The 13,035-nt window shown below is 56.5% G+C and carries 11 protein-coding genes; all 11 read left to right on the forward strand.

Features of this window, described 5'->3' with window-relative positions; genetic code table 11:
* The 11 genes from asd to purF all read left to right on the forward strand — a co-directional run bounded on the left by asd (position 1) and on the right by purF (position 13,034).
* The gene (gene asd, locus WEB54_RS04820) at positions 1-1,113 is read left to right on the forward strand and encodes an aspartate-semialdehyde dehydrogenase (RefSeq protein ID WP_368053753.1); all 1,113 of its coding nucleotides are present in this window, start codon (positions 1-3) and stop codon (positions 1,111-1,113) included.
* A gap of 371 nt (positions 1,114-1,484) precedes the next feature.
* Positions 1,485-4,253 (forward strand): FimV/HubP family polar landmark protein, encoded by a 2,769-nt coding sequence (locus WEB54_RS04825; RefSeq protein ID WP_368053755.1) that lies wholly within the window; start codon positions 1,485-1,487, stop codon positions 4,251-4,253.
* Between the two features lie 81 nt (positions 4,254-4,334).
* Complete coding sequence (gene truA / locus WEB54_RS04830; RefSeq protein WP_368053757.1) at positions 4,335-5,180, forward strand: tRNA pseudouridine(38-40) synthase TruA; 846 nt, start codon at positions 4,335-4,337, stop codon at positions 5,178-5,180.
* Positions 5,181-5,432: 252 nt separating this feature from the next.
* Positions 5,433-6,107: a phosphoribosylanthranilate isomerase gene (locus WEB54_RS04835; RefSeq protein ID WP_368053759.1), complete on the forward strand. Its 675-nt coding sequence runs from the start codon at positions 5,433-5,435 to the stop codon at positions 6,105-6,107.
* Positions 6,104-7,318 (forward strand): tryptophan synthase subunit beta, encoded by a 1,215-nt coding sequence (gene trpB, locus WEB54_RS04840; RefSeq protein ID WP_368053761.1) that lies wholly within the window; start codon positions 6,104-6,106, stop codon positions 7,316-7,318. Before WEB54_RS04835 ends, trpB begins: the two co-directional genes overlap by 4 nt.
* A gap of 56 nt (positions 7,319-7,374) precedes the next feature.
* A complete protein-coding gene (gene trpA, locus WEB54_RS04845; RefSeq protein WP_368053763.1) occupies positions 7,375-8,184 on the forward strand; it encodes a tryptophan synthase subunit alpha in 810 nt (269 codons plus the stop codon).
* A gap of 33 nt (positions 8,185-8,217) precedes the next feature.
* Entirely contained in the window at positions 8,218-9,081 is an 864-nt protein-coding gene (gene accD, locus WEB54_RS04850; protein ID WP_368053765.1) for an acetyl-CoA carboxylase, carboxyltransferase subunit beta, read from the forward strand.
* Positions 9,065-10,315, forward strand: coding sequence for a bifunctional tetrahydrofolate synthase/dihydrofolate synthase (gene folC / locus WEB54_RS04855; RefSeq protein WP_368053767.1), 1,251 nt, complete (start codon positions 9,065-9,067; stop codon positions 10,313-10,315). The genes accD and folC overlap by 17 nt, the downstream gene beginning before the upstream one ends.
* A 49-nt stretch (positions 10,316-10,364) precedes the next feature.
* Positions 10,365-10,928, forward strand: coding sequence for an SPOR domain-containing protein (locus WEB54_RS04860; protein ID WP_368053769.1), 564 nt, complete (start codon positions 10,365-10,367; stop codon positions 10,926-10,928).
* A 90-nt stretch (positions 10,929-11,018) separates the two neighbouring features.
* A complete protein-coding gene (locus WEB54_RS04865; protein WP_368053771.1) occupies positions 11,019-11,510 on the forward strand; it encodes a CvpA family protein in 492 nt (163 codons plus the stop codon).
* A gap of 3 nt (positions 11,511-11,513) precedes the next feature.
* Positions 11,514-13,034, forward strand: a complete 1,521-nt coding sequence (gene purF, locus WEB54_RS04870; protein WP_368053773.1) for an amidophosphoribosyltransferase — start codon at positions 11,514-11,516, stop codon at positions 13,032-13,034.
* The last annotated feature ends 1 nt before the right edge of the window (position 13,035 follow it).

A 13,035-nucleotide genomic window follows, 5' to 3' on the forward strand; every position in this document is an offset into this window, starting at 1 on the left:
ATGAAAGTCGGTTTTGTAGGTTGGCGTGGCATGGTGGGCTCGGTCCTGATGCAGCGCATGCGCGAAGAAAACGATTTTGCAGGCATTGAGCCGGTATTTTTCACCACCAGCCAGGCTGGCCAGGCGGCGCCCGATGTCGGGCAGGGCCCGGCTTTACTGGAACAAGCAACTGACGTTGACGCTCTGGCAGCCTGTGATGTCATCGTCACCTGTCAGGGTGGTGATTATACCTCCGAAGTGTATGAGCCGCTGCGTAAGACCGGCTGGCAGGGATACTGGCTGGATGCGGCTTCGACCCTGCGCATGGCAGACGATTCGGTGATCGTACTCGACCCGGTCAACCGTGATGTCATCGACCGCGCGGTTGATGCTGGCACCAAGACTTTTGTTGGCGGTAACTGCACTGTCAGCCTTATGCTGATGGGTCTGGGCGGCTTGTTCCGTGAAAACCTGATCGAGTGGGTTTCACCGATGACCTACCAGGCGGCATCCGGGTCCGGTGCGAAGCACATGCGTGAGCTACTGCAACAAATGGGCGCAGTGCACAAAATTGCCGAGCCGTTTCTGGCCGATCCGGCGTCGGCGATTCTGGAGCTGGATAAAACCGTCTCTGAATTTACTCGCAGCGATGATTACCCCTGCGATCAGTTCGGTGTGCCGCTGGCAGGCAGTTTGATTCCCTGGATCGACTCGGCCCTGGCCTCCGGTCAAAGCAAGGAAGAGTGGAAAGCCCAGGTTGAGGCCAATAAGATTCTGGGTCGAAGCAACTCTCCGATTCCGATCGATGGTCTCTGTGTGCGGGTAGGCGCGATGCGCTCGCACAGCCAGGCGATGACTATTAAATTGCGCAGTGATGTGCCCCTGGCTGATGTTGAATCGATCCTCGCCGGTGCTAACGACTGGGTTAAAGTGGTTCCGAATGAACGCGAAGCAACCATGCAGGAGCTAACTCCAGCTAAGGTGACTGGCACCATGTCAGTGCCCGTGGGTCGACTGAGAAAATTGGCGATGGGCAGTGAGTATTTAGGTGCCTTTACCGTGGGTGACCAGCTGTTGTGGGGGGCTGCAGAGCCGATTCGGCGTATGCTGGCCATTCTCAACCATAAAATTTAAGCGCATTGGAAAACAGGGCGGCGACGCCGACTTTAGCGGCTCGCCAACCGTATTTTTCTTTTAATTTCAAGTGCTTAATTATGATAAAGTGAGGTGCCAACGTCATTTTTTGGCTTTTGACCGATAAAAAAGTGTGAACGAAGCGATAACAAAAAACCCCTTGTGTTGCGAAAAATCCTTTTATCAATAATACTTAGCGCAAGGTTTGAAAGTCCTTTCTAGTTTTCAAAGCCGTTAATTTGGGTGTGCAATAAAAATTGGGAGCCAGTTCTCGAATTAATGCGCCCTGACCATACAATAGCGAACTCCTTTTCAATATATTGGTGCCAAATGTGGTATTGATATCAGGGTTGAGGGAAGGGAAAAGGACGATGTTCAAAAAACAAGCGCTTGTATTTGCTATTTCTGCGCTGGCGTTTACACATGTAGCGCAGGCGCTTGGATTGGGTGATATTGAGCTCAATTCGAACTTGAATGAACCGCTCGATGCGGACATAGAGCTGACGCAATTGCGTGGCCTGACGGCGGGTGAAATCATTCCCACCCTGGCCAGCAATGCTGCCTTCGTGCGCGCGGGCATTGAGCGTAGTTTTTTCTTGTCCAATATTCGGTTTTCCCTTGAGGAAAACGAAGCGGGCGACCTGATCATCGCACTGGAAACTCGTCAGCCAGTACGCGAGCCCTTTCTTAATTTTCTGGTTGAAGTGAACTGGCCCGGGGGCCGTTTGCTGAAAGAATATACTCTGCTGCTCGACCCGCCGGTGTTCGATACCGGTGTGGTTGGCGAATCCCTGCTAATTGACCCTGCCGCCCAGCAAGCACCGGCACCCAGCCGTGAAATCAGCACCACGACGACCGTAGCCCAGAGCAGTAGCGAGACCACGCCGGTACCCGCCGCCACCGAACCGCGCGTAGATAATCTCGCCGGTGACGAATATCGGGTGCAGCGCAACGATACCCTGTGGGAAATAGCCATGCGGTTGCCGGGCCGCGAAGGTTACAGCATGCAGCAGGTGATGCTGGCCCTACAGGACGTCAATCCCGACGCCTTTTTGAACGACAATATCAATCGCCTCAAAGCGGGCAGTGTGCTGAGATTCCCGACAGCTGATCAGTTGGCTAGTCGCAGCGTTCAGGAAGCCATTCAGGAGGTTCAAAGCCAGAATCAGGGTCGTCCCGCATCGTCCCGTACTGCGATGACTACCTCGCCGGAAACAGCCGAAGTCCAGTTGTCAGCTACCGAGTCAACCAGTTCTGCATTACCTGATCAGGATGGCGAACGCGACCCCGATGGTTACCTGGAAGTATCTGCCGATGGAGAAGACGGCACCAGTGCAGGCGGGGAGTCGGTTGATCAGGGCGAACTGGAACGTCTGGAAAATGAATTGGCCATCGCCGGTGAGTTGAACGACCAGTTTGAACGCGAGCGTGATGAGTTGCAGGGTCGTGTCACTGAACTGGAAGAGCAACTTGCCATCTTGGAGCGGATGATTAATCTGCAAAGTGGCGACGCAGCGGCTTTCCAGGCCGAATTGGCAGAACAGGCTGCAGCTGCCGAACCGGCAGATCCGATTGATTCAGCGGCTGACGCGCAAACCGACGGCTCTGAAGAGACCGCCAGCGCACCGGCAAATCAGGAAGACGGAAGCGAATCCGCTCAGACTCAAACTGAGCCTGAGGTTGTGGCAGAACCTGAGCCACAGCCGGTCGCTACACCAACACCCGAGCCGGGTGTGATGGGCTTCTTCCAGCCAGCCATTAATTGGGTAATGGCCAGCTTGGCCAATATGGTAGCTGCAGTTGCTGCTCTGTTGGTTGCATTGTTGTTGCCGTTCTATCTGCGCAGTCGTCGTGACAAGGATGAAGAAGAGAATCTGGTTGATCCCGACGATGCCGATGTTGTTGAGGGTGATCCGGACTTCTATGAAAGCTTCGAAGATGACATGCTCGATTCTGTTGACAGTGAAGATGATTTTGAAGAACCCGGTGCCGAGAATAGCGACGCAACCAGCGATGCCGTCATGGAAGCTGAAATGTACATGGCCTATCAAAAGTATGATCAGGCCGAAGAAAAACTGAAATCGGCCTTCGCCGAGCAACCGCATCGGTCTGATATTGGCCTGAAATTGCTCGAGGTTTATGCCGAAACCGGTAACAGTTCAGCCTTCTCCGAGCTTGAGAATAAGCTGACCTTGTCGGCGGAGCAAAAAGCTCAGGCAGACGAGTTTAGCAATCGGATGCCGCTTTTAGGCAGTAACGGGTCGATGAGCGCCGAACTCGACGACGACGATCTTGATTTCGGTAATTTCAGTGCGGACAGCGATGAAATGCCGTCACTGGATGACCTGGAAGACGAAGCTGAGTCAAACAACCCTGACTACTCCGCCGACACTGACGATACCCCAGCATCACGCGAGCCCGCCTCCGGCCTGACTCCGGATTCTCCGGGCAGTGAATCCAGTAGCGATCTGGATTTCAGCCTCGATCTCGATGACCTCGAGTTGCCTGACAGTGACGGCGACGACGATGAAGGTCTTGATTTTGATCTGCAGGAACTTGGGCTCGACGATGATGAACCAGCCGCTGATAAGCCGACCACTGATGAGCCGAATCTTTCGTCTTCTGAGCTCGATTTTGATTTTGAAGACACAGACGACGGTGAGCTGCCTTCCGATCTGAATTTCAGTCTGGATGAGGCAACGGCTGAGAGCGAACTGGAATTGCCAACACTGGAAAACAATGATTATGACGATATCGATATCGATTTCGATGCCGAACTCGCTGCACTGAATGACGGCGACACCCTCGAGCTGACAGAACCCGACGAACGGCCAGCCGATGACAGTCTTAATCTCGACGACAGCGATGCTGATGACCTCTCGGTTGATGTACCGGAGCGTTCAAAAGGCTCCGATGCACTGCAGGACCTGGCAGATGCGTTACCAGGAGAAGCAGAACTGGACGACGACGAGTTTGATTTCCTATCTGGTAATGATGAAGCCAGCACCAAGCTCGACCTGGCAAGGGCCTACATCGAGATGGACGACAAGGATGGCGCACGCGATATCCTTGAAGAAGTCGCCCATGAAGGCACCGACGAGCAGAAACATCAGGCCAAGGAATTGATGGATCAGCTCTGATCCGGGCACAGAACGGGTCTTTCAAACAGACCCGATTCCTGTAAACTGCGCCGCTCTCTGAGCGGCGTTTTTTTTGGACCCATGATAGAAGACTTTCCTTTTTTACGGCCCGAGCACCAATTCCGGGTCGCCATGTGCGTGGAATATCGGGGTTCCGGCTATTACGGTTGGCAAATCCAGAAAACGGGCGTGAAAACCGTACAGGCTGAACTGACGGAGGCCATTTCCAGGGTTGCCAATGAGCCGGTTGACCTGATTGTCGCCGGTCGCACCGACGCAGGCGTACATGCCAGCAATCAGATCCTGCATTTTGATACGTCCAGTTACCGAAAGGAATACGGCTGGACTTCCGGCGTGAACACTCTGCTGCCCAATGACATCAGCGTGCAATGGACTCACCCGGTGGACACCGGTTTTCACGCCCGCTTTTCCGCACGCGAACGCGCCTACCGCTATATTGTCTACAACGCGCCGATGCCCAGCGGCATCCTGCGTGATGGTTTGACCTGGGAGCGACGCGACCTGAATCTGGAGCGCATGCAGGCCGCGGCGGAACGGCTGCTCGGCGAACATGATTTTTCCGCCTTTCGCGCCTCCAATTGCCAGGCTCACTCACCGGTCAAAGATGTGCGTGAGCTAAGGTTGGTTCGACAGGGGCGTTTGATTGTTCTGCAGGCACGTGCCAACGGCTTCCTTTATCACATGGTGCGCAACATCATGGGCGTGTTGTTGGCCATAGGCCGAGGCGACAAACCGGTTGAGTGGGCCCGGGAAGTGCTGGAGGGGCGGGACCGGAATCTGGGTGGTATTACCGCGCCAGCCGCCGGGTTATATTTTGTGCGCGCGCGCTATGACCGGAAAGACCTGCCCGAACGTGAAGCCGGACCGGCCATCCTCGACGGATTCTCAGGCCTCGGCGAGGTTTAGACCCAAGGTTCGAAGGCTGGGTTGGCTTTAGTGCCATGAGCCCGCATCGGGTACCGGGTATGCCTCTGTGGGGTCGGCGTGAATCCGTCCGTGGAGCCTAGGCCGCAGCATCCATGCTGCGGACTTCCCCACAGAGGCACACCCGGCACCCGGTGCTAGTCACCTGAGCGACTCCGAAACTTGAGGTGTTCAGGGCATTGGGACTGGCCCCCGGCTTTGGTAGACTGGGGTTATTAATGTCAGGATCGGACCATGAACCCGGAAAATACGCCCAACCAGGAACCGCACTCGCGGACCCGAGTCAAATATTGCGGTATGACGCGCCTCAGTGATGTTGAATTCGCCGACCGGCTTGGCGTCGATGCCATTGGGCTGGTGTTTTATCCGCCCAGCCCCAGGGCCATCACACCGGAACAGGCCGCACCGTTGGCCAAAGCGGCTGGGGTTTTCTGCAGCCGGGTGGGTTTGTTTGTTAACCCTACTGCAGATCAGGTCCGTGACACCTTGCGCCAGGTATCGCTCGATCTTCTGCAGTTTCATGGCGATGAATCACCTGAGTTCTGTGCCGGGTTCGACCGTCCGTGGATCAAGGCGCTGCGGGTGCAGGACACTGCTTCCCTGTTGCAGTCGTTGGGACACTACCAGCAGGCCGATGGCGTGATTCTCGACGCCTACAAACCCGGGGTGCCGGGCGGGACCGGGGAAACCTTTCAATGGACGCTCATCCCTGAACAATGGAGACGCCGTATAGTCTTGGCCGGAGGGCTCACGCCGGCCAACGTGAATGAAGCAGTCTGTACCATCAGACCGCAGGGCGTAGACGTCAGTGGCGGCATTGAGGCTGAAAAAGGCCTGAAATCGCCGCAGAAGATGACTGAATTTATGCGCCAGGTAACCCTGGCCGATGCAGGAAGAAATCACCCATGACAACGAATACCGAAGATTATCATGCGCATCCTGATGCGACGGGCCACTTTGGCCCCTACGGCGGGCGTTTTGCCTCCGAAACCCTGATGGACGCGTTGGACGAACTGTCTGCCATGTACACCAAGCTGAAAGACGATCCGGATTTTCGTCGCCAGTTTGATCAGGATCTGGCCCAGTACGTGGGTCGCCCGTCGCCACTGTATCTGGCAGAGCGTCTGACCGAAAAATGGGGTGGGGCGGATATCTACCTGAAACGTGAAGATCTGAACCACACCGGTGCCCATAAGATCAACAACACCATTGGTCAGGCCTTACTGGCTAAGTACAGCGGCAAGCCACGGGTGATCGCCGAAACCGGCGCTGGCCAGCACGGCGTGGCAACGGCCACCGTGGCGGCCCGTTTGGGCCTGAAATGCGTGGTTTACATGGGCGCCGAAGATGTAGAGCGTCAGAAGCTGAACGTTTATCGGATGCGTTTGTTGGGCGCTGAGGTGGTGTCGGTTACGTCCGGTTCGCGCACCCTGAAAGACGCCATGAACGAAGCCATGCGCGACTGGGTCACCAATGTCGATGATACTTATTACATCATTGGCACTGCGGCCGGTCCGCACCCCTATCCGACGCTGGTGCGTGACTTCAATTCAATTATCGGCCGTGAGGCGCGGCGCCAGATACTGGAGCAGACCGGTGAACTACCGGATGCACTGGTCGCTTGCGTCGGTGGCGGGTCAAATGCCATTGGTCTGTTCTGGGAATTTTTGAACGACAAGGATGTTAAAATATACGGTGTTGAGGCCGGGGGTCTCGGCCTGGACGGTGATCAGCATGCCGCCCCGCTGAGTAAGGGCCGCCCGGGTGTTCTGCATGGTAACCGGACCTACATCATGGCCAACGACGATGGCCAGATCAGTGCAACCCATTCGGTTTCTGCCGGTCTGGATTACCCGGGTGTCGGGCCCGAGCACGCCTGGTTGAAAGATTCGAATCGAGCGCAATATGTTGCCATTACTGACGATGAAGCTCTGGCTGCGTTTCGCGAACTGACCCGCACCGAAGGCATTATGCCCGCGCTCGAAAGTGCCCATGCAGTTGCCTATGCCAAGAAACTCGCTACCCAGTTGGGCAAAGGCAAGCGCATAATTGTGAATCTGTCCGGCCGGGGTGATAAAGACGTGCACACCGTGGCGGCACTGGATGGTTTGTCTATTTAAGGATCGGTGAGGGCCTGTTACCTGGCCCGTTTCCGCTATCCCATCAAGGAATTGTTATGAGTCGTATTGCTGCTACGTTTGAGCGCCTCAAGTCAGAAGGCCGCAAGGCCCTGATTCCCTTCGTCACCGCCGGAGATCCGCGCCCCGACGTGACCCTGCCACTGATGCATGCGCTGGTGGAGCAGGGCGCCAATATTATTGAGCTGGGCATGCCCTTTTCCGACCCCATGGCTGATGGCCCGGCGATCCAACGGGCCAATGAGCGGGCGCTGGCCAGCGGTATGTCGCTGCGCAAAACGCTGGATATTGTTGCTGAATTTCGCAAAACCGATCAGGATACGCCGGTTGTGTTAATGGGCTACCTGAACCCGGTTGAATGGATGGGCTATGACATTTTTGTCAACGCAGCGCATAACGCCGGTGTAGACGGTTTGCTGATGGTTGATATGCCGCCGGAAGAGGGCGGTGGTATCGTTGCTCACGCCCAGGCCGTCGGCCTGGATCTGATATATCTGGTCACCCCGACGACGACCAATGAACGCTTCGACATTATCTGCAAGCGCAGCACCGGGTGGATCTATTATGTATCACTTAAAGGCATTACCGGTGCCAATACCCTGAATATCGACGAAGTTGCTGAGCGTATGAGCTGGATCGAGCAGCATACCGAGGTGCCAGTCTGTGTTGGTTTTGGTATCCGGGACGGCGAGACAGCGGCTAAGGTAGCAAGCGTATGCGACGGCGTGATCGTCGGTTCGGTGCTGGTGAACGCGATAGAAAGGCTGGAATCTGAATCGGCCATTGAAATTTCGTCACAAGTGTCTAAGTTGTTGGGTGATATGCGCGCCGCCATGGATCGCGCATAATTCTTAATTCGAACATCGAATGATGAGGAAACGATGAGTAGCTGGCTGGACAAAATTGTACCGTCACTGATTCGGTCGGGCGCGAGTCAACGCTCGAGCGTGCCGGAAGGGTTGTGGAAAAAATGCCCGAAATGCAGCGCCGTTCTGTACCGTCCGGAACTGGAACGCAATCAGGACGTCTGTCCAAAATGTGAACATCACATGCGCATCAGTGCGCGGCGGCGTATTGATCTGTTTCTGGATGAAGCCGAACGCGAAGAATTGGCCAATGACGTAATGCCGCGCGACCGCCTTAAATTCCGCGACGGCAAGCGCTACAAGGACCGCCTGGTCGCAGCGCAGAAGGCGACGGGTGAAAACGACGCCATGGTGACGGTTAAGGGCACCCTGGAAGGTCTCCCGGTCGTGATCGCCGCGTTTGATTTCAATTTTATGGGTGGTTCCATGGGGGCCGTGGTTGGCGAGAAATTCGCTCGCGCTGCCCGGGTTGCACTCGAAGAGCGTCGGCCGCTGATCTGTTTCGCCACCTCCGGGGGTGCCCGAATGCAGGAAGCCCTGTTTTCACTGATGCAAATGGCCAAGACCAGCGCCGCCATCGAAAAACTGCGTGAAGCGGGGGTGCCCTACATTTCTGTGATGCTGGATCCCTGTTTTGGTGGTGTGTCGGCCTCGCTGGCTTTGCTGGGCGATGTCAATATCGCGGAGCCTAATGCCCTGATCGGTTTTGCGGGTCCCCGGGTCATTGAACAGACCGTACGTGAGCAGTTGCCGGAAGGCTTTCAGCGCAGTGAGTTTCTGCTTGAGAAAGGCGCGATCGATATGATTCTGCATCGCCACGAGCAACGCGCGCGACTGGCTAGCCTGCTCAAGAAACTGACGCATGTGTCCGCAGCCTGACGCCTCGCTTGATGACTGGTTGAGGTACCTGGAGCACCTGCACAGCCAGGCCATTGATATGGGACTCGACCGCCTCCTGGCGGTCGCGTTACGTCTGGACCTGCCATTGGGGTCAACCGGTCGCCGGCGACCCTTCGTGTTTACCGTGGCCGGCACCAATGGCAAAGGGTCCACCTGCGAGACGCTGCGCCAACTCAGCCTGGCGGCAGGTTGCCGTGTCGGGCTCTATACCTCTCCGCATTTGCATCTGTTCAACGAGCGCGTGCAGATCGATGCCAGCCCAGTGACCGATGCGTGCCTGATCGCCGCCTTCAAGCAGGTTGAACTGGCCCGGGGCGACATCACCCTGACGTATTTTGAGTTTACCACCCTGGCTGCTTTTGTGGTGTTTCAGGCCGCCGATCTTGATGTTTGGGTGTTGGAAGTGGGCCTGGGTGGGCGCCTGGATGCGGTCAATCTGGTGGATCCTGACGTTGCAGTGGTGACCACGGTTGATCTGGATCATGCGGCGTTTCTGGGAACCGATCGTGATCAGATTGGTGTTGAAAAAGCCGGTATTTTCCGCAGCGGTACTGACGCGGTACTCGGCAGTGATGATTTGCCGGAAACAGTCGCTTCCCGTGCGGACGCTCTTGGTGCTCCGGTCTGGTCGCTGGGCATTAGCCATGGCGCCGATGAGTCGGGGCTCTGGTGGACAGAATCGACTGGTATACATCGACTGGATGCCGCTGCGCTGACAACGACGGTGCCGCCCGACAATCTGGTGTCGGCCCGTCAGGCCTTCGCACGGTCGCCGTTTCAGGTAACCGATGCCCAGACATTGGTCGCCTTCAACGCGGTAATTCCGGCTGGCCGATTGCAGAAAATACAGGCGCTGAACTGCGACTGGATTCTGGACGTTGGGCACAATCCACATGCGGCTCGTTATCTGGCGCGCCGCCTGGGCGACCGTCGCTGGCATGTTCTGTTGGGCATGTTGGCAGACAAGGATGTCGAGGCCGTAACCCGGGCGCTGGCACCGATGGCCGCAAGCTGGTCGCTGGCGACCTTGTCGGTACCACGGGGCCTGACCGCAACTGAACTGAACGCCAGGGCGACAGTCAGCCCGGCCCGGTGCTATGATTCCGTTGCCGCAGCGGTGGCAGCCGCCCCGGCCGAGGCTGAGGGGCTGCCCATTTTGGTCTGTGGTTCCTTTTTTACCGTCGCCGAGGCGTTAACTGCACTGACGCAATAACCGGATACAGACGGCGTCTGATCCATCGTGGTGTTAACTGGAGCAAGGTTTGGACGTTCGAATTCAACAGCGCCTTGTCGGGGCGCTGGTCATAGTGGCACTGGTGTTTCTGATTGTTCCTGTCGTACTCGACGGGGATGGTCGCATCCCGGAAAAAATTACCCAGATCCCTCCCAAGCCCAAGCGACCGGATGTGTCTCATATTCGAGTGGCGGAACCGGTGGCCGATGTGTTGCCCGCCCTGCCTGATCCGCCGGCAGAAACTGATTCGGAACCGGCTGGGAACAACCCGGCGGCGGCTGATTCCGCTGCGGATGACGCCGAAGTGCCAGATACCACGGCAGACGTGGCACCGGCGGTTGAGCCTGGCAGTCGTGCCTGGAGTGTTCAGGTGGCAAGTTTTCGCGACAGTACCAAGGCAGCTGAATTACGCGATCAACTGCGTGAGCGATCTTACGATACCTACGTGAACGAGGTGTTATTGTCGGATGGCTCTGTCTTTACCCAGGTGCTGGTAGGGCCAGACGGCGATCTGGAACGGGTGCGCCATCTGCAGGAGCGCATTCTGCAGCAGACCGGTCTTCAGGGTCTGGTGGTGCGGTATCAACCCTGAGTCGGGCAGAGGTCCGTCGCGCGATGACGAGTGCAGTTCACAATCGAAGCGGGTCTGTTAGAATGCCCGCGATTTCAGATTAGGATCACTATGACCGCCATCGACTGGACCATTCTGGTCATCCTCATTGTTTCCTCCCTGATCAGCCTTAAACGCGGCTTTACCAAGGAGGCGTTATCGCTGGCAACCTGGATCGTGGCGCTGGTCATTGCCCGGTTATTCAGTGACAAGCTCGCGGTGGTCATGGTCGGGCTGATTCAATCTGACGCCTGGCGCTATACGGCCGCTTTCGCGATTCTTTTTGTCGCCACCCTGATTGTTGGCGCCCTGATCAACCATTTGCTCGGTGAATTCGTCCGTATCACCGGCCTAACCGGAACCGACCGGGTGCTGGGTATGGTGTTTGGCCTGTTACGTGGACTGGTCGTTGTCGTTGCATTGCTGGCATTGGGGCGGTTGTTTGCACTCGATCAATTCTGGCAGGATTCGCTGCTGGTACCCTTCTTCGAACCGGTGATCAGTTGGACCGGTGAATACATCAATAAAGCATCCAATGCCATTTTGTCGGTCGGAGGTGAGTAAGCCATGTGCGGTATAGTGGGCATTGTCAGTGATTCTGCCGTTAATCAACAGCTGTATGATGCCTTGACGGTATTGCAGCACCGGGGGCAGGATGCCGCAGGTATCGTAACCGAAGACGCGGGGCGGTTTTACCTGCGCAAGAGCAATGGGCTGGTGCGTGATGTGTTTCGCATCAACCACATGCAACGACTGACTGGCAGCATCGGCATCGGCCATGTGCGTTACCCGACAGCCGGGTCATCCAGCACAGCGGAAAGCCAGCCATTTTACGTCAATTCACCCTACGGCATCGTACTGGCCCATAACGGCAACCTGACCAACTCGGCCGAACTCAATACCGCGCTCTACCAGTCTGATTTGCGCCACGTGAACACCACCTCGGATTCCGAGGTACTGCTCAACGTCTTCGCGCACGAGTTGCAGTTGCAGGGCAAGCTGCAGCCGGGGGCAGACGATATTTTTGCCGCCGTGGCGGCGGTGCATAGACGCTGCCGGGGTGGGTACGCGGCGGTTGCGATGATTTCCGGTTATGGCCTGGTGGCATTTCGCGACCCCTTTGGCATTCGCCCGCTGGTGATTGGCCAGCGTACCCGCGAAGCTGGTGGTACCGATTATATGATCGCTTCCGAGAGTGTGGCGCTGGATGTGCTGGGCTATAAGCTCATGCGCGATGTGCACCCCGGCGAGGCCGTTTACATCGATCCCAACGGACAGTTGCATACACGCCAGTGTGCGGACAACCCGCAGTTGTCACCCTGCATGTTTGAGTTTGTCTACTTCGCCCGTCCGGACTCGATCATCGACGGAATTTCGGTCTACAAAGCCCGGCTGCGCATGGGCGATGCCCTGGCCGACAAGATCAGCCGGGACTGGCCAGACCATGATATTGATGTGGTTATCCCGATTCCGGACACCAGCCGCACCAGCGCTTTGCAACTGGCGAACCGGCTCGGTGTGCATTACCGGGAAGGCTTTATGAAGAACCGGTACATCGGCAGAACCTTTATCATGCCGGGGCAGAAACAACGCCAGAAATCCGTGCGCCAGAAGCTTAATGCCATTGGCCTGGAGTTCAAGGGCAAGAACGTTTTATTGGTCGACGATTCCATTGTGCGGGGCACCACCTGTAATGAAATCATCGAAATGGCCCGCGATGCCGGTGCCAAGAAGGTGTATTTCGCCTCTGCGGCCCCTGAGGTGCGCTATCCCAATGTGTACGGAATCGATATGCCGGCCGCTGATGAGCTGATCGCGCATGGTCGCGACAATGAGCAGATTCGAAAAATGATTGGAGCCGACAAGCTGATCTATCAGGAGCTTGAAGATTTACGTCAGGCCGTGCAATCTCATAAGGCGGACGTGCGTTCATTTGATTGCTCCGTATTCGACGGAAAATACGTAACGGGTGACATCGACAGTGACTATCTGGCCGCACTGGAAGCCCTGCGCAATGATGCTTCCCAGGGTGAGCGGCGCAGCACCGATGATGAAACACCCATGGTCGATTTACACAACGATAACTGAA

The organism is Saccharospirillum sp. (assembly GCF_040881935.1).
In the GTDB taxonomy this organism is placed as follows: Bacteria; Pseudomonadota; Gammaproteobacteria; order Pseudomonadales; family Natronospirillaceae; genus Saccharospirillum.

Coding starts and splice junctions, on each gene's coding strand:
- WEB54_RS04865 (WP_368053771.1), top strand. CDS start 11,019: ATGACCGCCATCGACTGGACCATTCTGGTCATCCTCATTGTTTCCTCC.
- accD (WP_368053765.1), top strand. CDS start 8,218: ATGAGTAGCTGGCTGGACAAAATTGTACCGTCACTGATTCGGTCGGGC.
- WEB54_RS04835 (WP_368053759.1), top strand. CDS start 5,433: ATGAACCCGGAAAATACGCCCAACCAGGAACCGCACTCGCGGACCCGA.
- trpA (WP_368053763.1), top strand. CDS start 7,375: ATGAGTCGTATTGCTGCTACGTTTGAGCGCCTCAAGTCAGAAGGCCGC.
- trpB (WP_368053761.1), top strand. CDS start 6,104: ATGACAACGAATACCGAAGATTATCATGCGCATCCTGATGCGACGGGC.
- asd (WP_368053753.1), top strand. CDS start 1: ATGAAAGTCGGTTTTGTAGGTTGGCGTGGCATGGTGGGCTCGGTCCTG.
- WEB54_RS04825 (WP_368053755.1), top strand. CDS start 1,485: ATGTTCAAAAAACAAGCGCTTGTATTTGCTATTTCTGCGCTGGCGTTT.
- folC (WP_368053767.1), top strand. CDS start 9,065: ATGTGTCCGCAGCCTGACGCCTCGCTTGATGACTGGTTGAGGTACCTG.
- purF (WP_368053773.1), top strand. CDS start 11,514: ATGTGCGGTATAGTGGGCATTGTCAGTGATTCTGCCGTTAATCAACAG.
- truA (WP_368053757.1), top strand. CDS start 4,335: ATGATAGAAGACTTTCCTTTTTTACGGCCCGAGCACCAATTCCGGGTC.